Here is a 25,253-nt window from a genome sequence, read left to right as displayed (position 1 = left end):
GCACTAACGCCTTTTTTCAAGCTGCTGCCACCTTGTTATTCGATTATTTTTGGATTGTCAAGATTTAAGCAGAGTAATTTACAATAACTTAGCTTGTAAATTTAACTTGCGATCGGTCTCAAACCCTTCATTAGCAACTAAAAAAGGAAAAAACAAATCCAAAATTTAAATTATTAACAAGCGTGGCATCTCCACTAGGGTTACTTACTTCTACAGGCACATTTAATACCAACCGGAAAGAAATATTAAGGTTTCAATATATACTTTTTAAGTAGTCCGTATAAAAAAATGCTGGTACAAAAACTTTTTTAATCCAGAAAATAATATTAATTTTTATAACTTATTTTTAAATTAGCTTGCTCGATTTTTTAATTGTTGAGAAAAAAGTCCTAAAAAGTGCTTTCTTTTTATTATATTATTGACCAATACTTGCTAATTCGTTAAAATTTCTGCGAATTATACTTTTGGATACAGGAAATGCCATTAGTAACATCCATAATTCAAAAAATTGCCCCGCAAATAGGTGCAGTAGTTATCGTAGACCCTGAATATGCTTTTGTCGGACACATAACATTTAAAAATGGCAATAAAGCTTGTTTTAGTCATAGCAAATTAAATATTAACGGTTTTGGTTCTGCCGAAATAGCTAAAGATAAAGCATATTCTAATTTTTTCCTAAATCACTTTGGATATAAAGTTACTGAAGGGCAAACTTTTTTCAGCAATAAATTATGTAAAAAAATAGACAGTGAGAGAAATATTGATGCCGGATTTGATTACGCTAAAGAATTAGGTTTTCCTGTAATTGTTAAACCAATTAATCTTAGCCAAGGCAGATTTGTTACTAAAGTCTACAATAAAACAGAGTATTATCAAGTTGCGAAAAAAATCTTACGCATCACCCCAGGATTAATTGTTGAAAGATTTTATCTTGGCAATGATTACAGAATTGTCGTCATGGATGATGAAGTGCTGGCAGTATATCAAAGAATTCCTTTATGTGTTGTCGGTGATGGCAAATCTACTGTTTTAGAACTTTTACAGCAAAAAGAAGAATATTTGTTGGCTATTGGCAGGAAAAAAAATATAGATGCTGATGATTTTCGTATTAAGCGAAAATTAAACCGACAAAAGCTCAAGTTTGATAGTGTTATCCCCAAAAATGTGATTGTCTATCTGTTAGATAATGCCAATTTATCCAGTGGTGGAGATGGAGTAGATATCACTGAAAGTATTCACCCTGACTTTCAAAAATTAGCAATCAATGTCACCAAAGATATGGGATTAAGATTGTCAGGTTTGGATATTATTACTGATGATATCACTATGCCCATGAACAACTATGTGATTATAGAAATCAATGGTTCGCCTGGTCTAACTAATTATGCTTCTATTGGAGATGCTCAAGTACAAAGAGTCGAGAATTTATATTTCAAAATTCTCAAAGCTTTAGAAAATGAGCAAATACACAGCAAAGTGCTGAGTGCTGAGTGCTGAGTACAAACCTAAGAGGTTGTTTTAAAAGTAGTTAGCTGTGATTTTAAGCACTTATTAATCCCCCCTAACCTCCCTTAAAAAAGGGGGAAACTGAATTAAAGTCCACGCCACTTGCTTCAGTCGGCAAAGCCGCCCAACGCAGTGGCTCCCCTTTTGAAGGGGGATTTAGGGGGATCTAAAAGTATTTGATACATTGCCACGGACTTTTCAAACATCCTCTAATTGCTATATTAGAGACGCGATTTATCGCGTCTCTAATATTTAGCTAATTGCCACTTTTGCAGATTCTAATGTGGCAATTAATCTGACACCAAACTCTGCTTCAAACACATCTTTTTTGTAATCTAAACTCCACATTTCTAGGGAGCAGTCATCATCAGGATGAGAGGGAAAAATTGACAGGTAAACTTCATGTACATCAGGATAATATCTACACTTAACCTCAGATATTGCGCCGATTTGTCGTCTATCTAAGGCGACGGCTAATCGTAAAATTGCGCTTAATTGACAAACTATTTGGCGATGATTTTTACTCAATAAATTTCGGAAATTTTCATGCTTTTTCTTTGGCGGAGATTTGCGATGATAACGGGCTAAGTTGGCAATGATTTCGATTTCGGTTTCGGTATAGCCTAATAATTCGCAGTTACGAATGAGATAGTAGGAGTGTTTGTGGTGAGACGAATGGCCGATATGATGACCGCAATTGTGTAAGATTGCTGCTGCCCATAACAGCTGGCGTTCATCATCTCCCCAGTGGTGCAGGGTGCCTTGAGTCTGGTCAAATAAACTCAGGGTAAAGACAGCTACGCGATCGCTGTGATCAATATTAATGTGGTACTTGCTTACTTGTTTCAGCACACTCCGTTGGCGGATGGAACTTTGGTAACGTAAGCGGTCTTCAATTAAACCGTGAGTCAGCATCCAATCAACAATTACTCCTTCGCGCAACGCCCGGCCGCACAGTGTGACTGCATCTACACCCAACAAGATCATCGCTTCTAGCAGTACAATTGCACCTGCTAAAATCACTTCTGACCGCTTTTCGGGCATACCGGGGATGGCTGTTCTTTCGACATTAGTCATTTTTGCCAAACGATTCACCCAACCCTGCAAATCTTGAAGATTCAGTTGGTAGCCATTGAGTGTAGAAGGCATCATCGACAACTTTTCTCTAGCATCAATTAAGGCGAGAGTTTCAATTGTGCCGGATGTTCCAACTAACCTGGGAGATTCGCCAAATTGAATATTTGCTAACACATCCTCTACAGAACGTTCTAACATTCCCCGGACATAAGCTTGCAGATATTGCAACTCAGAATTGCTGATGGGGTCAGTTGTGATGAATTCCCCTGTTAGTCGCACTGCACCTACTTTGGTACTGGTGAGTGTGCGCGGTTCTTCGCTGTCTCCCAAAATAATTTCTGTGGAACCACCACCAATATCAATAATGATGTGGGGCTGGTTGTTAAATTCCATCCCCGACAGCACTCCTAAATAGATGCGGCGTGCTTCTTCTTGACCAGAAATTAAGTCAACGCTTAAACCTAATTCGCTATCTATTCGGTGGAGAAAATCTTTGCCATTGGGGGCTTCTCGCACTGCACTGGTAGCTACAGCAATGATAGTTTCGGCGTTAAAAGTTTTGGCAACTGCTTGGAAGCGTTTTAAACAAGCGATCGCCCTAGCCATCACTTCTGGTTTTAAGTCACCAGTTGTTAAATCGCGATCACCCAGTCTCACAGTTTCTTTTTCTCTGGTAAAAATGCTAAAAGCTGGTAGGGTTGGGTCAATTTTTACCACTACCATGTGCAGAGAATTGGTTCCCAAATCAATGGCAGCAATAATCCGGTGTTGCTGAATTGGTTGAGTTTTGACACTCTCCCAGCCAGCGGAAACTAAATTTAGCATCTAGTTTTCTCTCTCTATTAGGAAGGACGATAAAAGACGGGATTGCGAGATTATGGACTCTGAAACTGTGTGCCACAGATGCTTTCTTGAGTGCTGAGTGCTGAGTGCTGAGTGAAATACTAAGTCTCTCGTCTCTCGCCCTGAGTTGGTAGATTGACCCTGCTATTGATAAATTGAGTGACTAAGCCCTTGTGGGGCGGTTGCTAGGGTGAAGAATTAGCCCCTATATATCAAGGATTCAAGTGCATCAATCAGTTAATGCTCTTTCCCCTACACCTCTATTTTTTGACGATGAATATGTATTCATCGTTGCAAATTTAGGTTGTGTTTTTACAAATAACAAATAAAGTTATTCTATAGATGTAAAGAAGTGTTAACTTATCAAAATTTAGTAATTTTGCTTGATTTTTATGTTGAGTACGCCAGAACGCAACCAGGAACCTGTGTGGCTTGTGATTATCCGGCTTTTACGCTGGCATAAACCGGAAGGGCGGTTAATTTTGATGATTCCTGCCCTATGGGCTGTAGTTTTGGCGGCGGCTGGTCAACCGCCGTTACCTTTGGTGGGAGTAATTGTGTTGGGTACTCTCGCCACAAGTGCTGCTGGGTGTGTGGTCAATGATTTGTGGGATAAAGATATCGACCCAGAAGTTGAGAGAACCCGCGATCGCCCTTTAGCTTCTCGTGCTTTATCAATTAAAGTTGGCATTGCCGTGGCTATTATCGCCCTCGGATGTGCAGCAATGCTGGCATTTTATCTAAATCCTCTGAGTTTCTGGCTATCGGTTGCCGCCGTCCCCGTAATTATACTGTACCCAGGGGCAAAGCGCGTGTTTCCTGTACCGCAGCTGGTACTATCTATCGCTTGGGGTTTTGCGGTGTTGATTAGCTGGAGTGCAGTAACTGGCAGCATTTCCCAGCCAACTTGGTTACTGTGGGGTGCAACTGTACTGTGGACATTGGGCTTTGATACTGTATATGCCATGAGCGATCGCGAAGATGACCAACGCATAGGTATTAATTCTAGTGCTTTGTTTTTTGGCAATTATGCCCCAGATGCGATCGGTATTTTCTTGGCTGGCACAATCTTGTTATTAGGTTGGCTGGGGATTGTGATTCACATTCACCTAGCATTTTGGATGACTTTAGCACTAGCTACTATTGGCTGGATTTGGCAGTATTGGCGCTTGAAACAGAAAGATTTGCCGAATGCAGCTTACGCGCAAATGTTTCGGCAGAATGTCTGGATTGGCTTTATCTTACTGGTTGGGATGATTGTGGGCTTGATTTAATCCTAGAGACGCGATATGTCGCGTCTCTACTGAAGCAATTTACAATAATTTTATAAATGTCCCGTATTTTCCCTGATTACACAAAGATTTCATCAATATTAGTGGTAGTAGCTCCGCAATCTTACGAATATAGTTTATTTGTTGGGTATATGCCGATGAAATTTAGCAGCACCCAACGCAATGCAGCGATCGCACCTTGCTAAAGCCGCCATGATAGTTTTCCTTTCCCTTGGGAGTTTAGGAATCGTTGGTGGTAGTTTTTTAATCAGAAAAGCGTTTAGTAGTACTACTAATGCGGAAATCATTACTAATACATCTCGCTACAGTGAAATCCGCAGTCAACTTTGGACAAGCCCAGCAGAAATCAAGCATTTTCCCCGCGAAATCTTAGCTGATGCAAAGGATGTGCAAATTGCTTACTCTCCAGGCGTTTCTCAAGCTAGTAGTTTCTTGCAAGTACGAGAAAAACAATCCCCCGCACAAATTCAAAAATTACTCAAACAATACAGAAAAATTGCTAAACATCAATACTTAGGTGGCGATACCAACGTCCACGCCAACCTCCCCGATGGTGTTCCAACTACCTTTTTCTACACTGGTGATGCTGGCGGAGAATCTTTTCCACCTTCCTATGAAATCTTAGTGCTGAATGCGAAGGATAGAGGTACTCCAGGATTTAAATGGAATCATGGTAATAGCTACGGTGTCGCCATTGATAGTGCAGCCTCAGAAATTGTTTATTGGGCTGAAAAGTGGTAAGGCTGGGATGGGTTTAAGTTGTAGATTTTTTCGTTAAGACTATCATTAGTCATTTGTCCTTTGTAAATCTAAATGACCAAAGATCAAGAAAGCACTACAAGAAACGCCGTATATCCACTTACGTATAAAAACGAAAAATCAAGGGTTTTAATTAAGAAGGGTGTAGGGGCATAGAGGTATAGGGAGATAAGGGTATACTCACAAGTGTAGGTTTTTAACAGAGTGATGAGTAGTGACTCTAAAAATCACGATTTAATCAGATTTGCATCACCCCTATACCCTTACAACCAATATTCACAGACCATTTTTGTGCGTAAGTCCTACTATTTACGAAGACACAGCTTTGAGATGGGAGAAATTAGCGTATTCCCAACTAACGACTTGGTTACGTCCTGAAGCTTTCGCATTCAACAGACATTGATCTGCACGATGAAGTAAGCTATAACCCTTATCATCATCATCTGCTTGGAGAGTAGCAACGCCTAAGCTAATTGTGACGGGAATAATCAGGTCTTGATTAATGGCGAATGGTTGATCTGCAACTATGCGATTTAAGCGTTCTGCAACTATCATTGATTCTTCGTCAGTGGTGTTACTGAGGACAACTACGAATTCTTCGCCACCATAACGGAAGGGAGTATCTTTAGATCGCAGGTTGTGTCGTAGTCGATGGGCTAATAATTGTAAGAGGCGATCGCCAACTAAATGTCCATAAGTATCATTGACTTTTTTGAAATAGTCTATATCTAAAATAATCAAACTCAAAGGAGTACTTTGAGTGCGCGCTTTTTTTACTTGTCGAGGTAAGTCCCATTCCATCGCCCGACGATTACTAATTTCTGTTAACGAATCTGCTAAAGCGATCGCAGATAATAAATCATTTGTCCGCATAAGTTCACGGTATTTGTGAGCTTTCCGCAAACCAACATTCAATTGAGATAGTATTATCTGATGATGGGCTGCTACACTGACAGGATTTTTGGCGATTATGTCATCTGTTAACTGCCAAATATAAGCATCAGCACCTTGTCTGAGTGCAGTAGCAGTCATTTCCCATTCCCAACACAAATCCTGCTCACTTTTAGCAGCTAACTGATAGGAACGATCCTCGAAAAGGATACAATACAACCAAGATAATTGGTTTTGGTTTTTTAACCAACCGCACAGTTCTATACTTCCATCTAAACTTGATTGTATAAAGATGACATCAGGCGGAGAAATTTCAATTTTAGAAATTGCTTGATGGAAATTATCAATAACTTCTATACTAAAAGCGGTTGTATCCAGGATCTGATCGGGAAGTTGGGAAACAAATTTATCACTTCCAAAGACCAGAATAGAAATATTCATTTTTTTGGTATCTGCCTTATTTCAAGCTAAAAATTCCTACTATTTTTTTTAATAGTGAATCTCTCAGTAATTTTATTATTGATAGATTCGACTATGTTTGATAGTGATAACCCTAAACTAACCATACCCTGATAATTTTAATATCATCTTAATATGTATTCTTAATGCACTCCGTAAAGTTTCTGTATCTGATAATTACTTTCGGTCTTCATCTATTTTTTTTAAAACAGTGTAAATACGGAAATTATATTTATCTTTAATGGAAATACTGGATTTTATATGTTTTACTTAGCGGCAAGTATAAACACAATAAAACAACAGGCTTTATGCGGAAAACACCTCTGTTATGCTTGTCCGAATTTAATAATTAAAAAAGTATGAAATTTAATTTTATCCGTGAAATCCGAGATGCTTAAGAAACATTAGGAATGTTATGTAGTCTCCTATCAGCAAGGATTTGCTTGTGCATAAAGCCTAGTTGTACTGATTTCTTCTACTAGGCTTTATTATGTCGACTTCACCTATTTAATAAGTGAATTCACTAGAGATAAAATCATTGGATGGAAAATAAGTTAATTTAAAAACTTTGTAAAAAATTTATGAGAAAATCAATAACTTTCAATGTGACCGCAGCAAAAACTACTTATTTTATCGACTCTCCAAAAGCTGCGGATTTTACGGTGACAGTCTGATCTTAAACTCAATAGATTCAGTATTTTTGTCAGCACAGTTGTCAGATGTAATTTTGAAAACGGTTAGTTCTAAGGGTATTTTTGATAAATTTTAATATTTGCTGGAGACATAAATGCTATTTTTGGGTTGGGATAGCATACATCTGACAAGAGTGGTGTAGTAACATTACTTATATAGACGCAGGCGATCGCTGCATAAATATCTGCCTAAGTAAAAATCACTAGCAGCAACCCGAAACAAAATGCAAAAATAGGGGTTAGAGGCTAGAGACTAGAGGCTAAAATGATGTTTATAATTTCTATTTGTATCAGTGCCTAGCTGAAAAGTACTGAATTTATGACCAAAATGCCTAATCCCTAGTTCCTAGCCCCTAGTCTCTCATCCCTAATTATTCTCTTCTGCTTTGCACCCATGTCTTCTAATCCCCAATTCATCAGCGGTAACGAAATTCGTACCTTATTTCTTGACTTCTACGCCAAACGGGAACACCAAATTCTCCCCAGTGCTTCCCTCGTACCGGAAGATCCAACCGTGCTGCTGACGATCGCGGGGATGTTACCATTTAAGCCGATATTCCTGGGACAGCGCACACCCGGATTTAAAAGAGCAACCACATCGCAAAAGTGCATCCGTACCAACGATATTGAAAACGTCGGACGCACCAAACGCCATCAGACGTTTTTTGAGATGTTGGGTAACTTTAGCTTTGGTGATTATTTTAAAGAACAAGCGATCGCTTGGGGTTGGGAAATTTCCACACAAGTCTTTGGCTTTTCTCCCCAAAACCTTGTTGTCAGCGTCTTTGAAGAAGATGACGAAGCTTTTGAAATCTGGCGCGACAAAATTGGCGTATCCACTCCCAGAATTAAACATATGGGTGCAGATGATAACTTTTGGGCTTCTGGCCCCACTGGCCCTTGCGGCCCTTGTTCGGAAATTTATTACGACTTCCACCCCGAACGCGGCGAAGATAATATTGATTTAGAAGATGATTCCCGATTTATCGAGTTCTATAACTTGGTATTTATGCAATACAACCGGGATGCATCTGGGAATTTAACGCCACTGCAAAATAAGAATATAGATACTGGTATGGGTTTGGAGAGAATGGCGCAAATCCTCCAAAAAGTACCGAATAACTACGAAACAGATTTAATTTTCCCAATTATTAAAACAGCCGCCCAAATTGCTGGCATTGATTATCATACAAGCGATGAGAAAACCAAAGTCTCTTTAAAAGTCATCGGGGATCATGTACGTTCTGTAGTTCACATGATTGCTGATGAAATCCGCGCCTCGAATGTGGGACGGGGTTACGTGTTGCGGCGGTTAATTCGGCGGGTGGTGCGTCACGGGCGATTAATTGGCATTTCCGGGAATTTTATCACCCAAGTTGCCGAAACTGCGATCACCCTGGCGGAATCAGCTTACCCCAATGTCCGTCAACGAGAAGCATCCATCAACGCAGAACTAGAACGAGAAGAATCGAATTTCCTCAGAACACTCGATAGAGGTGAAAAACTTCTCGAAGAAATTATCCAACAAGTGAAACAGCAAGGGCAAACCCAAATTAGTGGGGAAAGTGCTTTCACCCTGTACGATACCTACGGTTTCCCCTTGGAACTCACCCAAGAAGTCGCGGAAGAAAATAACCTTACCGTTGATGAAGCTGGATTTAATAGCGAAATGCAAAAGCAGGTGGAACGCGCGAAAGCCGCCCACGAAACCATTGATTTAACTGTCCAAGGTTCCCTGGATAAACTCGCAGAACGTATCCACGCCACGGAATTTTTAGGTTATACCCAAGCTGCGGCGACGGTGAAAGTGGAAGTATTACTAGTTAATGGTGTCGCCGAAGAAGCAGCCGAAGCCGGGACAGAAGTGCAAATCGTCCTCAACCAAACCCCATTCTATGCAGAATCTGGGGGACAAATAGGCGATCGCGGTTATATCTCTGGTGATGGTCTTGTTGTCCGCGTGGAAGATGTGAAGAAAGAATCAGATTTCTTTGTCCACTTCGGACGCATCGAACGGGGAACTCTGCGGGTTGGCGATACAGTTACCGCCCAAATTGATCATGCTTGTCGTCGTCGCGCCCAAGCAAACCATACAGCCACCCACTTACTCCAAGCGGCGTTAAAGAAAATTGTCGATGAGGGAATCTCTCAAGCGGGTTCACTAGTTTCCTTCGACAGACTACGCTTTGACTTCAACTGTCCCCGTGCTTTAACAACCGAGGAAGTCCAACAAGTTGAAGAACAGGTGAACATCTGGATTTCTGAGGCACACTCCGCCAAAATCGAAGTATTACCCTTAGCCGAAGCCAAAGCTAGAGGTGCTGTGGCGATGTTTGGGGAAAAATACGGCGATGAAGTCCGCGTGATAGATTTTCCTAGTGTGTCGATGGAATTGTGTGGCGGTACGCACGTAAGTAATACTGCGGAGATTGGCGTATTTAAGATTATCTCTGAGGCTGGTGTGGCTTCTGGAGTACGGCGGATTGAAGCAGTTTCTGGCCCGGCGATTTTAGATTACCTCAACGTTCGGGATAAAGTAGTCAAAGATTTAAGCGATCGCTTTAAAGTTAAACCCGAAGAACTACCAGATAGAATCACCACTCTGCAAACCGAACTGCGAACCGCCGAGAAGCAATTAGAAACTCTGAAAGGACAACTAGCGATCGCCAAATCTGACAGCTTACTAGAAACAGCCCAAACAGTAGGCGACCATAAAATTATTGTTGCCCAACTCGAAGGTGTTGACCCAGAATCTTTGAAAACTGCGGCGGAACGTTTACTGCAAAAAATTGGTAATGGTGCAGTAGTTCTCGGTTCTGTTCCCGAAGCTGGCAAAGTTAGCATAGTTGCAGCATTTAGTCCAGAGGTAAACAAGAAAGGTTTACAAGCAGGAAAATTTGTCGGTGCGATCGCTAAAATCTGCGGCGGCGGCGGCGGCGGTAGACCAAACCTCGCCCAAGCTGGCGGCCGCGATGACAGTAAATTACCACAGGCTTTGGAACAAGCACAGAGTGAGTTAAAAGCTGGGTTGGGTTAACTATTATTTAGAATAAATTTGTAGGATGGGTTATGCGAAGCCGTAACCCATAGTTTATTTTGGATTGAAGGCTTATTTAAGTTAATGCGGAATTTATTGAACTAATTTAAATTTGATATTTATATTGACTGTATAAATTATGAAACTTCAAGAAAATTCACTGAGATGGGCTTTAAATTATGTGTTTAAATATAGCGACACAGATTTATTTCCTAAGCCTGTAGAGTTTGACATTCTTAATGAAGTCGAAGATGAAGCAATAAATCGCTTTAAAGACATAGATTTAGGTAACTATCAACATAATCCTTCTAGAAGATTTATAGTACCCAAGGATGAAATTTCATATAGGACTGCAACACAACTAGATCCATTAGATCACACTATATTAACAGCAATTATTTACGAATTTGGTCAGCTTATTGAAAATAGAAGAATTCCTACATCAGACAATAAAGTTTTTAGTTACAGATTCAATCCACAAAATGATGGGAGTTTATATAACCCTAATATTTCATGGTTAGAATTTTGGAAAACATGTGAACAAAAAAGCTTCAATTATAAATACGCAGTCTCTTTAGATATTGCAGATTTTTATAATCAAATCTACCATCATAATATTGAAAATCAGCTAATTGAATCTGGATTTCCTAATCAGGTAAAAAAGTGGTTGATGAATTTATTAGAAAGTGTAACAGCAAAAGTTTCTAGAGGAATTCCTACTGGGCCACATGCTACTCATTTGTTAGGAGAGCTTTCACTAATTCCTGTAGACAATAGCTTATCTTTAAAAGGTATAGATTTTTGTCGTTTTGTTGATGATATTATTATATTTTGTAACAGCAAGCAAGAAGCAAGAATTATTATTTATCAGATGGCAGAAATACTAGATAAACAACAAAGGTTAATATTACAGAGGCAAAAGACGAAAATATATACATCTGATGAATTAAAACAGCGTTGTACTTTAATGACTAAGGATCAACCTATTAATAGTTATGAAGAAAGTATTATTAATATAATAAAAATGTATTCATCAAGTAATCCATACACAACTGTAAATATTCAGAACATTAATGATGAGCAGTTAAATATTTTCAGCAAATTTTTTGTAGATAAGATATTGTCTGATTATTTAAATAATGATGAACCAAATTATACTCGCCTGAGATGGTTTCTAAGAAGACTTTCACAAGTAGGTATTCCATCTGCTGTTGAGTTCTGTCTTGATAATATTGATTCCTTAACGCCAGCAATCAGCGATATATGCCATTATTTAATATCAATCAATAATAACTATAGTGGTAATTGGAAAATACTAGGTAGTAAAATAATAAACATTTTATACACCGATCTCATTAAATCAAATGAATATTTTCAAATATCATTAATGAGCCTTTTTGCGAGAAATTCGTCACTAAATAATGCCAGTCAGATAATTGCTATATATCAGAATTCCCCTTCAAGCCTGAGAAGAGAAATTTTATTAAGTGCTTATTCCCAAAATATGGGTGACTGGATTCGTGAACTTAAGGAAAGTTATACAATTATGGATATATGGTGTAAACGTGCATTTATTATTGCATCAACAACTTTACCCGTAGAAGAGCGAAAATTTTTTTTGGATTATGTGAAAGATAATAGTTTATTAAATGACATATTAATAAAATGGGCTAAATCCAAATAAAAATGTCTACAGCAAAAAGTTAACTTTTGCAAATAGATTGCACAAATTCATATCCTATTGCTAATACATTGAATTACTCAAATGCAGAAAATTACAGTTGATGAAATCCAACAAAATCCATTAAAATATCTCAACCAAGTTGAGGCAGGTGAAAGTTTTATTATTATTCAAGCAGATAAAGAGATTGCTGAATTAAAACCAATTAAAAGTACTAAAAAAATGCTACGACCGTTTGGTTTATGTGCGGGAGAGTTTACTGTGCCTGATGATTTTGATTTACCTCTGCCTGAAGATATGTTAAACGCATTTGAGGGCAGATGAAAATTCTTCTAGATACTCATATTTTCTTATGGTTTATCAGTGGCGATAAACAGCTACCAACAGATGTTAGAGATGCCATTTGCAATCTAGATAATCAGATTTATCTCAGCGTTGTCTCAATATGGGAGTGCATTGTTAAATATCAATTGGGCAAATTACCATTACCAGAATCTCCTGAAATCTATATTCCCACACAACGCGATCGCCATCAAATTGCAAACCTTGACTTAGATGAAGGTAGTGTTACTCAACTCGCAAGCCTACCACTATTGCATAAAGATCCCTTTGATAGAATGCTAATCTGTCAGTCTTTACAGCATGGCTTAACGATTGCAACAGTTGATTCAGCAATCCGCGCCTACAATATTAGTATTATTTGATAGTGCATCTTTACTATTCATCCACACCGCAGATAAAGCACTTGTATCTAATTCTTGACTTTCACCCTCATCAGTATTTTGAAACAGGACAGCAAATGCACCAGCACCCAATCGATGTTGCGGAAATATGCGGTAACAAGAAATATTCGTCAGGTGTGATTGATACGCTTGTAAATGACTAACCTTGACTGGTTGAAACTGAGGAAAGCGAGATAAAAACCATTCACAAACCTGCTCATTCTCTTCTGGGGAATAAGTACAAGTCATATAGGCAAGATAACCTTGAGGTGCAACAATTTTAGCAGAATTCGCAATAATTCTTTTTTGGCGATTGGCACTTTTATTAATTGCTGTAGGATGAAAACATCCCGGTGCTTTTTCACCTTTAGCTAGTAAAGATTGCCCCGTGCAAGGCGCATCAACAATTACTAAGTTACTCGATGCGGGGATACTTTCAGCAAAAATACTTGAATCTCTGTTCACCACCATAGCTGGGTTGAGTTGGCAACGTTTTAAGTTAGAAATTAACATTCCTAAACGCTTACCAATTACTTCGTTACTAATTAGTAATTCTGGTTGCAAAGCTTTCCAGGCAAAAATACTTTTACCACCTGGAGCCGCACACATATCAAAAACTGTAGGGATTGGCTGAGTAATTGCTAACAAAATTGAAGCTGAAAATACAGAAGAAAAATCTAAGCAATAGAAATATCCTTGATTATGTAGGGGATGTTGACCGGGTTTTTCTCCTAAAGCTAACCTGTCGATAAATTGTGGTTGCCAAGTTAAGGGTGTTTCTACTGCAAAGGGCGATATTTCTGGTTTTGGCTGACACCACAAAATAGACGGGGCAAAAAATTGGGGATTAACTAAGGCGGCAATAAATTTTTCTTGTGCTTCTGCGCTTTCAAATAAACGCCGTGAGAGTTTGAGTAATAAATTGGAAGGTTTTTCCATTATTTGTGTGAATAATTATACGTATTTTTAATCCTAATAAAACTGTTACACAAGAACAATGCTAGACAATGCCTTGGCTGCATACTGAAAATACAATAACCGCTATTCTGACGATGACCGTGATACTACCTCATTGCATTGGAGATGGTCATGATATTGGATAATTTTCAGCGGAAGTTACGCCGAGAATCACAACTATGGCGAGATGAAGGACTAATCAGTGCTTCGCAGTATCAACAACTAGCAGACCGTTATCAATTTAATAACCTAGAAGCGGCTGCACGCGATCGCTCGATGATGACTGCGGTCATGATTGGTAGTATCCTCCTCACATTAGGCATCATTACCTTTGTGGCTGCTAACTGGTTAGGATGGTCGCGGGATGTCAAATTCATCATCATGATGAGTTTGTTTATAGCTACAACTATCACTGGTTTTTACACCTGGAGACAAGCTGCAATTGGCATCTCTGAAGGTAAAAAGCCAAAACGTAGTCAACGCCTCCTGGGTGAAGGATTGCTCATTTTAGGTGCGATGGTGTTTGGTGCAACTATCGCCTTGATGGCTGATGTTTTCAATATTAACGGTTCCACGCCAGAACTGTTTTTTGCCTGGGGTTTTGGCGTTTTGGTTATGGCTTATAGTCTGTCTCTCAATTCCCTAGGAATTCTGGGAATTATCCTCATTCAGATGGGCTATTGGACAGGCTTAGGGGATTTACGTTATTCCGCCAATGAATGGAACTGGGCAATACTGGTTATCAAACATATGCCTTTGCTGTCGTGGGTATTGTTTGTACCTTTAGCCTATATCTGCCGTTCGCGGTGGATTTTTGCGATCGCCGCTTTTATTTTTGCCAGTTCTTTACAATTGAATCTCGATCCCTTACCACTGTCAACTCTGTCGGAAACTGCACCTTGGGTGGCATCCTTCGCTTTTACTCTGCCCCCTGCATTATTCTGGAGCTATGATGACCTGCTATTCCCGACAATTAATTACAGGCTGTTTCAATCTTTAGCCCGTGATTTAGCTTTGATAGCTTTTGGTCTAGCTTTTTATGTCCTGTCTTTTCGTTGGCTGTGGCAGACTTCTGGCTACAATTTCTCTTCGTCAACTAGTAACATAAATATATTCGCCTATCGCCCAATCATTGATTTGGGAATTCTCAGCGGCTTGGCGGTACTACAATGGTTGTTTTTCGCCCGCCAACGAAACAACCCCATTCGTCGAGAAGCCGTCTTCAATTTACCTTTGATTGTCACCTTTCTGGGCTTCACAGCTGTAGTACCTTTCTGGCATCAAGCTATCAACCCTATTGATGATTTGGGGGTTTTTGCTTTTAATGTGTTGTTCACAGTGTTAGCTTGGGGACTCATTCGGGAAGGATTGAAGTTTAATGACAGGCGATCGTTTTGGGGCGGTATGCTGTTGTTAACTCTGCAAGTAATTAGCCGCGTGCTGGAGTATGACACAGAACTGCTGCTCAAGTCTCTGGTGTTTGTGATGTGCGGTTCGGCGTTAATTAGTGCGGGACTTTGGTTTGAACGCCGTGTAGGTTCTAACTCTAAGTCTTCCGGTAAAGCCAAATCCTCCTAATTTTCTTCTCTGGGGATACAAAACGCTAAACTAGCCCCTATCAATTTCTGTGCATCGCTGTTTTTAGAGTTTCTCTGCGTTAGTCCTAATTATTTTGTTTCTCCTTACTACTAGGACTACGCTCATGAAAAATGAATCTTCGGAATCTACTAAAAAGTCTGAATCTACTAAGAATAAATCATTGTCTCCCGAAGCAGAATTTTCCGAGAAGCTGACTTTTCGGGATTATTTGTTAGCTACAGAACAAAGAGCAAATAAGCCGTTACCAATAGGACGGTTGATACTTCCCTTAGCAATTCAAGCCGGAATCATTTTTGCCGTACCTTTCTTATCGGCGTATACTAACATCACAGGTAAAGAAGTAATTCTGCAAACTGTCCCTGTAAATTCTCGTAATGTTCTGCAAGGTAATTCTTTAGAGCTTGACTACAATATCTCTCGCCTTTCTACCCTCAGAAGAGTATCAGGCTGGCAAGAATTACTGCGGAGAAATCGCGGACGGAATGGACAATTAATCGAAGGAACTACCTTGTATGTGATTTTACAGGAGCAGCCATCTTTTAGCCGTGGTGTTCCTAGGGCTTGGAGACCTGTACGAGTAACTAGTAATCAACCTAGATCCCTTCCTACTAATCAAGCCGCCTTAAAAGGTGTTTATCAGGATGGTTATGTACAGTATGGGATCGAAAATTATAATGTGCCAGATGAAGAAAGGCAACAAATCAATAACGATGTTTCTCAAGCTGTGCGACAAACGAGAGACGGACAATTGCGATCAATTATAGTCAAGGTGAAAGTTGACCCACAGGGTAAAGCTATGCCTGTGAGTCTATGGGTACGCGATCGCAACTATCAATTTTAGTCTTCGTGGCGGATATTCCATGCTACACCGAAAGCTGCCCCAGCCCCGGCGATTAACCCGGTACTCATACCTTGGATAGTTTTTTCAATGGGGTCTTGGGTCAAGCAATTGCTGGTAACTTGATTCGCACGTAAACAAAGATTACTTTCTGCCCAGCTGCTAGTACCACCTAAAATGACCCCAGCAATACTACAGGAAGCTACAAGCAGCAGTAGGCGTTTTGTTTTTCTATCCATAGATGGATGTGTGAATATTGAGAAAGCTAGATGTTCCTCAACTACTTTACACATCTATGCTGTTATTGTCAGCTCTCTAGAAAATTAATTGGCGATCGCATTTCCTCTAATCATTTTCTCACTTTGCGGCGCAAAAATCGTTGCCGATATTAATCACCCTAGAATTATCGAGAATGGCTGTTTACCTCTGGAACTTTCAGACAAGATCAGAGTCTATGTATAGCCAGAGTCACTTAGTTTAGGACAGTATTTATTGCTAAAACAATTTAAAATTCAGAATTAACAATTAGTCTGTGGCAAATTTTTGTTAGCTATGCTTTCAGGAAAGTGGAAGTTTCTGCGAATTTTACTACTCAGTATTATTGCTACTGCTGCTACTAGTGTGTATATCACTCAGCATCAACCTGCGACAACAGTTATAAATACTGCAAAACAAGAAAGACCACAATTTTCAGTCATGCATAATTCGGAAAATCTTGTGGTTGATCCAGAACGTGTTAACTATAAATCTATACCATTGGAAAGTCTCAATTCGGCTCGCCAAGGCAGTGACCCCACAACTCTGGCGTTGAATGCAATTGAAGATGTCGGGATAGAAACAGGAACACGGAAGGTAGAAGTAATTTATCCCCAACACAATCAAGCCTTAGTCACCATTACACAAATTCCCCAGCATAGTAATTCAGTCAATGCGATTAAATATCGTGTGGAGATGAATACTTTTGGGCGATCGCTTTTTGTTAGTTCACCGCCCGTGTGGGAAATTATCTGGGCTGGCTCCCAGATACAGTGTAAGCAGGGGAGTCGCCAAAATAAAAGTATGAAGTGTGAAGTATAAACTTTCAGACTTCATACTTCACACTTCATACTTTATTTAGATATCGCCGCGAATATCTTCGATAATGCCATCGCGCATGACGATTTCTACCTGCATTTTGCTAATTAAGTTATCACCTTTTTCTACACGGAAAAATCCTTCCATTTGAAATTGGTTAACTTCTTGATCTAACTCCAGCATCTGCACTTGCTGAAGATTTTGCAGCATTTGATTTTTTTGCTCTAGGAATTCGCTTTTCTTTTGATTAACTTGCAGTTGGATGTTGTCGATTTGTTGCAGAGTTTGGGGGCTAGGTGGTTGGATACTTTGCTTTTGAATGGCGGAGATCGCTCTTTGTCCTTCTAGGTCAAGTTGTTGCAATTGCTGATCAAGTTGATTGATCTGGGCTTGCAATTGCTGTTGTACTTCCTCTCTCCAGAGGGGAGTAACAATAACTTTGACATTCACAATGCGCTTCAAAAGTAGTTGGGGGTTGGAGACATCCATATTTCGCGTTCACTCTATAAAATTTGCGTTGGCAATGATTGAGGTTTGATACTCAGCATTCAGTACTCAGCACTTTTGAAGATCAGGAAAACATTTTGTTAATCAGGTCGCCGTAGCGTTCTGCAACAACGTGTCGCCGGATTTTTAGTGTTTGGGTCATCAAGCCATTTTCAATAGAAAACGGTTCGAGAATCAGCCTGAATGGCCCAATGCGGTCATCTAAACGATAACCTGGACGATTCTGTACTTCCCGATTCAATTCTTGGCGAAACAAATCCTGGATTATTTTACTCTCTAGGTCAACACCAGTGCTGAGTTGAGTTGGTAGATTGAGTTGCACGTTCTGACTTTCAGCCCATTTTTCTAAGGCTTCGAGGTTGGGAACAATTAAAGCACCAATACTGCGCTGATCTTGCCCTACAAGCATGATTTGGTCAATATAAGGCGATCGCAAACAGGCATCTTCAATTGGCTGTGGTTCGATGTTTTCCCCATTAGTCAAGACAATTGTATCTTTTGCCCTGCCCGTCAGCACTAAGTCATTTTCTGGTGTTACCCAACCCAAATCACCGCTATCAAACCATCCTTCAGGATCAATGGCTTTGGCTGTGGCTTCAGGGTTTTGGTAATACCCTTGCATGATTTGTGGCCCTTTCAATAGCACTAAACCTCTTTGTCCTTTGGCTAGAGGCTGGCGATTTTCTGGATCTACAATTTTTACTTCTGTACCGGGAATTGGTTGACCGGATGAACCCCGAAAATTCCGCCAAGGACGACGAGCATTAGTCACGGGAGAAGTTTCTGTTAAACCGTAACCTTGTAAAATTTCTACACCAACAATTTCAAAAAAGTTATCGATGTGTCTTGGTAGCGCCCCACCGCCACTAATAACTTGTTTGATGCGTCCGCCTGTGGCTTCCCTCACTTTGGCATAAACAAGCTTTTCTCCCAAAATATGCAACGGTAGCAGGGCTAATGCTTGGATCTTCGCGGTGGTTCGTTCAATGGCTGAAGCATTGATATGATCTAAACATAATCCTTGGGCAATGCGTTGCGCTTTGATATACTTTTCGCTTATGCCCAGTAAAAAGTTAATCAAGCGTTGTTTGTTAGCAGGTTGTTCTCGAAATTGCTTCTGTACGCCTTCATAAATCGATTCCCACAAGCGAGGGACAGCAATCATGAAATGCGGCTGAAATTCCTTCAAATCGCGTTTAACAGAACGCAAGTTTGTGTAAATTTGGGTACAACCTTGTGATAACAAAAAGTATTCACCACTGCGTTCGTAGCTGTGCCAAGTGGGCAAAATACTCAACACAATATCACCCGGATGTGGTTGGACTATGGCTCTGAGGGAGATAACTTGGTGCATTAAATTGCTGTGAGACAGCATAACACCTTTGGGTTTACCTGTTGTGCCAGATGTATAAATTAAAGTTGCTAAGGAATCAGGCGACTGCTGCGGCTTGACTAATGTCTGATTTGCACCGACTGCTTGTAGCTGGGAAAAATTTAAGATTTTGAGTGCGTCGTCAGCTGGTGGTGTTTCATCTGAAAGTAACACGACCAATCGAATGGGCAAGTCATTCAGACGTTCTTTTAATTTACCGAGAGTTTTTAAATCTTCAACTACTACAACTGTACTGCCGCTGTTGGCAATAATATATAGCAGTTCTTCTTTTTCCGCTTGGGCGCTACGCACTGCGTTAACTCCTCCAGCGGTCATGATACCTTGATCGGCGATAAACCAGCGGGGACTGTTATCGGCAATTAAGGAAATGCGATCGCCTACTTTGACTTCTAAGGCCTGTAACCCAGCTGCAAATTGTTGAATTTGATCCGCCAACTGGGTATATGTAACCACTGTTTCTGGTTTTGAGTGGGGATTTCGCAACGCCACAATATTGCCAAATTCTTTGGCGGCTAAAGGCCAAATCTCCCAAAGTAAATTTACTTTTGTGTAATCGACAGAACCTTGGTATGCCAGCTTTTCTCGCTGACTGATGTTAAATAATGCGGAAGATGCAGATTGGGTGTTTGACATAACACATTGCCTAAAGTGTAGTAATTTTTTAGTTCCAGTTTATTCTGCTATTGACACTACAATACTCTCCTGAATTTTGACATCGCCAATTGTGTCCGCTATTTCGCAAAATCAACGGTTGTATTGATAAAAATTTATGTTAAAGTGAACTTATATAAACTTTAAGCAATACATCCGCCAACGATTGCTTAATTTAGATGTTTGCCAACCAAAACAGCGACCACCTAACTTCTCAATGGGGGTGATTACCTATAAACTTCACAGATGCAATCTGCCTCACTCTGATTAATGCGATCGCTTGTTTAGCATTCCCCAAGCTTCTATCTGGGATTCTAGCTAAAATCAGGTCTACTCAAGCATCTACAAAAATGCCAACTTCACAAAAAGCTAGAGTTGAAATTACTAGTTTTCCCTATTGTACGGTTTATGCAATAACAGGCAGTCAATTTTGTAAATTCAGCCCTCATTTCTGTGACAAATGTTCTAATTACTGATAAATCTCTGCAAAATATTCATTTGCTTTCAGGCTGAGAACCCCGACTTCTTGAATAAGTTGGGGTTCTATATAGCAGTCTTATTTGATTTTTGAAAAAATCTTAGTAGGGGCGTACGGCCATACGCCCCTACCGTTGGGTAACATGAAGTGCGATCGCCTATTACCCTCGTTCAAACATCAAATATGATTCCTATAGCAAGGTACTGAGTGCTAGGGGGAGAATAGTACTTTTTTGCTTGTTATTCTTAATTCATAAACCATTACCAATCAAAATAAAAGCCGACCAATAATAAGGATGGTTAAATTCACTATTCTTATCTGTTAATAAAGCAATTTGGGCTTTTTGTAATGCCTCAGATTTGGTAAGTTTTCCTGTTTTTAAGGTTGTATAAAAGGCATTCATTAAAGCTTGTGTTCCGCCATCAGATACAGCCCATAATGAAGCCATTGTGGCTTTAGCACCTGCTAGTTGCATCTCATATCCCAAACCAAGAATTTCTTGTCCATTCGCTGTTTTTTCGCCTAAACCAGTTTGACAAGCACTCAAAACTACTAAATCTACATTTGACAAAGACCAATTTTCAATATCGCGCAAAGTTGCGTGTTCACCATCACCAAACACAATAAATGAATCTTCGGGAGAACCATTGACAAGTTTGCCATGAGTCGCCAAATGTACAATTTTATAATCGTTCATTTGGGGAATTGTTGCTTGAGGATTGAAATCTTTATCTAAGACAACTTTGCTTCCTGGGAGAATTTTTGCTAAGTTTTCTACTTCTACTTTGGCAAATTCTAAACCACTAAACATCTCTTGGCGTTGTCCGACTTTGACTGTATATTCACCTTTTGTGAAAGCAGCCGCTAAAGCTTTGACTGATGTTGGTGGTTGATTAACTAATTTAGTTAAACTGGCGGCAGTAATATTGTTAATAACAAAGCGTTGAACCAACCAATTTTGCCCATCATATAATGCAGCTAAAGGTACATACCTGAGTTTGCCATCGGGAGCATAAATTATAGTTTTAGCATCCGCTTGTTTTAAATCATTTTCTATGGGTTTAATTAGCCAGTTATATAATTTATTAGCTGGTGCTTTACTATTTTTATAAGGAACAAGAACTGCTTCACGAAATTCATTAATTGTTTGATTTAACTCTGCTGCTTTTACTGGGACAGTGCGGTGAATTGGCGGCGCATCAGCGGAGACAATTACTAACTCTAATCTGTCTTCTAAAACTAAAGGATATAGCAATACAGCTTTTTGATTTAACTGACGTAAGTTATCTCTTAACGAATTGAGTTGACGTAAGTTTAAATTTTCCTGTCCTGATGTGGCTGATAATTGTTGTACCAACGCCACAACCGAGGGACTTTTAATAAACTTGTTAAACTCGGCGTTAGTAGTTTGTTCTAGTTTCACCAATTCAGCGATGCGTTTTTCTTGAGTGGCGTTGCGGGTTTGCGGGGGAATTTTTCGCAGGCTGGTGAGTTCTTTACCCAGAGCGATCGCTTTATCTTGGATAGCGCTATACTTTTGAGATATTTCGGCTTCTTGGGGTTTTAACGGTAATGTCTCTGGTTCGGTTTTAACGGCGACTGTTCCCGAACTTCCCCGCTGAGTATTTCTATTTGTGACTTTTGGTTTACTAGTACCGCGATTCCCAATAAAGTCACTAACTTCCTGAATTTTGAGTAAATCTAAAACTTGCTGTGCTTCCGCTGGACGATTTTGTTGTAGTAATAAATCAGCTAGGCGGCGATATCTTTCTGAGACAGTTTCGGTGTAAGATTTTTGGATATCTGTCGGTACAACTCGTAAATTTTGCCGAATCGTTTCTGTTAAATTGACTGATTGTTTGTAAAATGCGATCGCTAGTGGTGGTTGATTCTGTGCAGCTAGTACATCCCCCAAAAACTTCAGCGTCGCAGCTTCACTGACTTTATCTGCAACTTCTCGATGAATAGTTACCGCTTGCTGATATAGTCCCAAAGCTTTATCATACTGATTTTGCTTTTGATAAACTTGCCCTAAGTTACTAATTGTTACGCCTTCGCCAGTGCGATCGCCAACTTCCCGATAATTAACTAAGGCTTGTTGATTAAATTCGAGAGCTTGGTTATAGTTGCCTAAATTTTGGTAAACGCGCCCAATATTATTTAGTGCAACGGCAATGCCAAGTTTATAGTTATTTTGTTTGTATATCTCTAAAGCCTGTTGATATAACTTTAGTGCTTCGTCATACTTACCCAAACTAGAATATATCTGTCCAATATTATTCAGATTTAACGCTGCACCTTGAAACTGAAACGAGTCTTTACCAAAAGCATCCCCCACATTAGCGCGGTTGGTAACTTGTTGCAGAGCTTGAGCATTTTGACCGAGAGCATTATATAGTAACTTTATTGCTTGCTCATCTGTACTTTTGTACTCCCCAGTACCTAATTTTTTATAAATATTTGTAGATTTTTCCGCAAATTCCAGAGACTTTTGATATTGTCCTAAGCTAAAGTATGCGCCGGAAATATTATTAAAAATTGCCGCTTGTGTACCATAAAATATTGAGCAGCATTCTTGCAACTCTTTTAATGCCTGTTCATAATTATCAAGTGCTTGGACATAGTTACCCAAATTAAGATAAACTACCCCAATGTTGTTTAAAGCTTGGGCAGTTCCACTTTTATCTCCCTTGGCTTGTTGAATTGTTAAACTTTGTTGATAAAACTCTAAAGATTGAGAATATTTACCTGTACGGAAGTAAACTGAGCCAATATCTGCTAATAGACTAGCTTCGCTAGTAGCGTAACTATAACCTTGAGGATTAGCTGCTTTTAATTCTTTTAAAACTGTTAAAGCTGGTTGATAAAAATCGAGTGCTTTTTGATATTCTCCTAGATTTACATATACTTCCCCAATATAAGATAAAGGTATCCATTCGTTTTCTTTGTCGCGGAGTTTGCGGCGAATATCTAAGCCTGACTGAAAAAATTCCAGTGCTTTGGCATACTCTCCTTTCCGTAGGTTAACGTAGCCAATATTTACTAAGCTGTTGGCTTCTCCAGCTTTCGCACCATATTGTTTAAATATTGCTAAGGACTGCTGAAAGAGTTCTAACCCCGCTTGTAAATCAGCTAAACTAACCAAGTCTTTATAAACAAGCCCTTCACCTTGATTATTTAACATAATGGCTGCGGTGATACTTTCTTCGGCTGTTGGTGTTGGCGCTTGAGAAATTGCCTGTGGTGAATGATACAATACCAAAGCTGGAGAAGCTAAAGTCAGCAGAATACTTACAGTAATTTTAGAAAATTGCATAATCACAAATTTTTATTCAGTTAAATAGTTATAGTTTATTGTTCCCATAAACAGAACTAAAGTTATAATTAAAAGCTTAATTCTTGATAAAGCTAACTTTTTTTAAAATGGGCGATCGCTCCAAAAAACAATGGTATAATTGCGCTAATTTTATGAAACTTCTTTGCAATACTTAACTTGGTTCTAATGAACAAAAGTTAATATAGATTAAAAATAATAAATAACATCATATTTTATAAAGTTAACTAAGCTAAATTAAGAGTAAGCTTAATTATTGAAGCCTAACTAAAAGTCTAAAGTAATAGGTACAGATTAAGCTAAATATTACTAGTGTATCTCATGTTATTTAGGGAAAAAATACTAGTGATTGCAACTTGATTTAGACCAACTTACTTAGCCCAGACAATTAGGCAGAAATAATTAATATTCCAGCAAAAGCTAAAGTAGTTTTTTGACTTTGGAATTCTGCGTCACAAAGCTAGGTATTGAGCAAAATGTTGATAAATCAACGTCAGCCAATTACTAATAGCAAACAGTAACATTTACAAGTAAGAACTAACAATGATAGAAAAAATTTTGTTAGCGGTTTCGGGCTTAGGTCATGCAGAAGAAATGCTCAAAACCTTAAAAGAAATCCCATCAATTCAACGTGCCAAAGTTAACGTTCTGCACGTAGTTCCTCCCCAAAGTACTGCATCTGCAATGACAGATAAATGGGAAGAAGGTGGTAAAATTCTTGCCAATGCTATTCAGTCTTTGAATTTAGATGCCAGCCAAGTTTCTTCAATTTTACGGCAAGGCGATCCTAAAGATGTAGTTTGTCAAGTTGCTGATGAAGTTGATGCTGACTTAATTATTATGGGTTCACGCGGACTCAAGCGTTTACAGTCAATTTTGTCAAACTCTGTCAGTCAGTATGTTTTTCAATTGTCTTCCCGCCCCATGTTGCTGGTTAAAGATGATATTTATGTCAAAAGAATTAAGCGCATTATGGTGGCGATTGACAACTCTGATGCAGCAAAACACTGTTTGAATTTAGCTTTATTCTTGCTGCGAGATATTCCCGGTAGCCAGTTAATTTTGACTCACGTTAATACTGACTTGCGCGGTAAAGCATCAGAAGTCACCGAAATTATCCCCGATAAAAATCCTATTTTTGGCGCAGCTTACGCTGAAGCTCAAAAATATGGTGTCCAAACTCGTTGCTATAGCAGCAGCGGTAAACCCGGTGAAGAAATTTGTCGCTTGGCCGAAGAGTTGCAAGTAGACTTACTGTTACTTGGTTCTCCAGATCGTCGTCCATCTGTCGCTAAGAGTTTTGTGGATATAGACCGACTCATCGGTGCTTCTCTGTCTGATTATGTTCGAGTTAACGCTACTTGTCCAGTATTGTTGGCACGGACAGCTGCGTAAAGTGGGTAATTAGGAAAAAGTATTTTTAACTCAACACTTAGCACTTGCAACTTCAATTTAGCGGTTGA

Annotated in this window: 19 protein-coding genes; 12 read left to right on the top strand and 7 right to left on the bottom strand. The window is 39.4% G+C overall.

Going from position 1 to position 25,253, the window contains the following annotated elements:
* Positions 1–477: 477 nt before the first annotated feature.
* On the top strand, positions 478–1,497 hold the full coding sequence (locus IQ244_RS21950) for a cyanophycin synthetase (RefSeq protein WP_193897998.1): 1,020 nt from the start codon (positions 478–480) through the stop codon (positions 1,495–1,497).
* 261 nt (positions 1,498–1,758) lie between these two features.
* Here IQ244_RS21950 and IQ244_RS21945 read toward each other — a convergent pair whose 3' ends face one another.
* Entirely contained in the window at positions 1,759–3,408 is a 1,650-nt protein-coding gene (locus IQ244_RS21945) for a Ppx/GppA phosphatase family protein (RefSeq protein WP_193897996.1), read from the bottom strand.
* Between the two features lie 410 nt (positions 3,409–3,818).
* Between IQ244_RS21945 and IQ244_RS21940 the strand changes: the two genes are divergently transcribed.
* Genes IQ244_RS21940 through IQ244_RS21930 form a run of 3 tightly spaced genes read left to right on the top strand, consistent with a single transcriptional unit; the run spans position 3,819 to position 5,459 of the window.
* Complete coding sequence (locus tag IQ244_RS21940) at positions 3,819–4,700, top strand: 4-hydroxybenzoate solanesyltransferase (protein WP_193897994.1); 882 nt, start codon at positions 3,819–3,821, stop codon at positions 4,698–4,700.
* Positions 4,701–4,756: 56 nt separating this feature from the next.
* Complete coding sequence (locus IQ244_RS21935) at positions 4,757–4,903, top strand: hypothetical protein (protein ID WP_193897992.1); 147 nt, start codon at positions 4,757–4,759, stop codon at positions 4,901–4,903.
* Positions 4,881–5,459 (top strand): hypothetical protein, encoded by a 579-nt coding sequence (locus tag IQ244_RS21930; protein ID WP_193897991.1) that lies wholly within the window; start codon positions 4,881–4,883, stop codon positions 5,457–5,459. The genes IQ244_RS21935 and IQ244_RS21930 overlap by 23 nt, the downstream gene beginning before the upstream one ends.
* A gap of 327 nt (positions 5,460–5,786) precedes the next feature.
* Here IQ244_RS21930 and IQ244_RS21925 read toward each other — a convergent pair whose 3' ends face one another.
* The gene (locus IQ244_RS21925; RefSeq protein ID WP_193897989.1) at positions 5,787–6,809 is read right to left on the bottom strand and encodes a GGDEF domain-containing protein; all 1,023 of its coding nucleotides are present in this window, start codon (positions 6,807–6,809) and stop codon (positions 5,787–5,789) included.
* A 1,104-nt stretch (positions 6,810–7,913) separates the two neighbouring features.
* On the opposite strand from IQ244_RS21925, the gene alaS reads away from it, so the two are divergent.
* The 4 genes from alaS (at position 7,914) to IQ244_RS21905 (ending at position 12,941) form a co-directional block, all read left to right on the top strand.
* A complete protein-coding gene (gene alaS, locus IQ244_RS21920) occupies positions 7,914–10,556 on the top strand; it encodes an alanine--tRNA ligase (RefSeq protein ID WP_193897987.1) in 2,643 nt (880 codons plus the stop codon).
* A 139-nt stretch (positions 10,557–10,695) separates the two neighbouring features.
* A complete protein-coding gene (locus IQ244_RS21915) occupies positions 10,696–12,240 on the top strand; it encodes an RNA-directed DNA polymerase (RefSeq protein ID WP_193897985.1) in 1,545 nt (514 codons plus the stop codon).
* Positions 12,241–12,321: 81 nt separating this feature from the next.
* A complete protein-coding gene (locus IQ244_RS21910) occupies positions 12,322–12,561 on the top strand; it encodes a type II toxin-antitoxin system Phd/YefM family antitoxin (RefSeq protein WP_193897983.1) in 240 nt (79 codons plus the stop codon).
* On the top strand, positions 12,558–12,941 hold the full coding sequence (locus IQ244_RS21905) for a type II toxin-antitoxin system VapC family toxin (protein ID WP_193897981.1): 384 nt from the start codon (positions 12,558–12,560) through the stop codon (positions 12,939–12,941). Before IQ244_RS21910 ends, IQ244_RS21905 begins: the two co-directional genes overlap by 4 nt.
* Here the strand turns inward: IQ244_RS21905 and IQ244_RS21900 are convergent.
* The gene (locus tag IQ244_RS21900; RefSeq protein WP_193897980.1) at positions 12,906–13,898 is read right to left on the bottom strand and encodes an RsmB/NOP family class I SAM-dependent RNA methyltransferase; all 993 of its coding nucleotides are present in this window, start codon (positions 13,896–13,898) and stop codon (positions 12,906–12,908) included. The genes IQ244_RS21905 and IQ244_RS21900 overlap by 36 nt on opposite strands.
* Positions 13,899–14,048: 150 nt before the next feature.
* On the opposite strand from IQ244_RS21900, the gene IQ244_RS21895 reads away from it, so the two are divergent.
* Positions 14,049–15,494 (top strand): DUF2157 domain-containing protein, encoded by a 1,446-nt coding sequence (locus tag IQ244_RS21895; RefSeq protein ID WP_193897979.1) that lies wholly within the window; start codon positions 14,049–14,051, stop codon positions 15,492–15,494.
* A 124-nt stretch (positions 15,495–15,618) separates the two neighbouring features.
* The gene (locus tag IQ244_RS21890) at positions 15,619–16,356 is read left to right on the top strand and encodes a GDYXXLXY domain-containing protein (protein ID WP_193897978.1); all 738 of its coding nucleotides are present in this window, start codon (positions 15,619–15,621) and stop codon (positions 16,354–16,356) included.
* Here the strand turns inward: IQ244_RS21890 and IQ244_RS21885 are convergent.
* Positions 16,353–16,592 (bottom strand): hypothetical protein, encoded by a 240-nt coding sequence (locus IQ244_RS21885; RefSeq protein ID WP_193897977.1) that lies wholly within the window; start codon positions 16,590–16,592, stop codon positions 16,353–16,355. The genes IQ244_RS21890 and IQ244_RS21885 overlap by 4 nt on opposite strands.
* 313 nt (positions 16,593–16,905) lie before the next feature.
* On the opposite strand from IQ244_RS21885, the gene IQ244_RS21880 reads away from it, so the two are divergent.
* On the top strand, positions 16,906–17,430 hold the full coding sequence (locus IQ244_RS21880; protein ID WP_193897976.1) for a hypothetical protein: 525 nt from the start codon (positions 16,906–16,908) through the stop codon (positions 17,428–17,430).
* 36 nt (positions 17,431–17,466) lie between these two features.
* Here the strand turns inward: IQ244_RS21880 and IQ244_RS21875 are convergent, their stop codons facing one another.
* The 3 genes from IQ244_RS21875 to IQ244_RS21865 all read right to left on the bottom strand — a co-directional run bounded on the left by IQ244_RS21875 (position 17,467) and on the right by IQ244_RS21865 (position 23,772).
* A complete protein-coding gene (locus IQ244_RS21875) occupies positions 17,467–17,916 on the bottom strand; it encodes a YlqD family protein (RefSeq protein WP_193897975.1) in 450 nt (149 codons plus the stop codon).
* Between the two features lie 82 nt (positions 17,917–17,998).
* The gene (locus IQ244_RS21870) at positions 17,999–19,960 is read right to left on the bottom strand and encodes an AMP-dependent synthetase/ligase (RefSeq protein WP_193897974.1); all 1,962 of its coding nucleotides are present in this window, start codon (positions 19,958–19,960) and stop codon (positions 17,999–18,001) included.
* Between the two features lie 746 nt (positions 19,961–20,706).
* Positions 20,707–23,772: a CHAT domain-containing protein gene (locus IQ244_RS21865; protein WP_193897973.1), complete on the bottom strand. Its 3,066-nt coding sequence runs from the start codon at positions 23,770–23,772 to the stop codon at positions 20,707–20,709.
* Positions 23,773–24,333: 561 nt separating this feature from the next.
* Between IQ244_RS21865 and IQ244_RS21860 the strand changes: the two genes are divergently transcribed.
* A complete protein-coding gene (locus IQ244_RS21860) occupies positions 24,334–25,185 on the top strand; it encodes a universal stress protein (protein ID WP_193897971.1) in 852 nt (283 codons plus the stop codon).
* Positions 25,186–25,253 lie beyond the last annotated feature (68 nt).

The organism is Nostoc sp. LEGE 06077 (assembly GCF_015207705.1).
Lineage (GTDB): Bacteria > Cyanobacteriota > Cyanobacteriia > Cyanobacteriales > Nostocaceae > Nostoc_B.
This window is presented reverse-complemented; position numbering and strand designations above follow the sequence as displayed.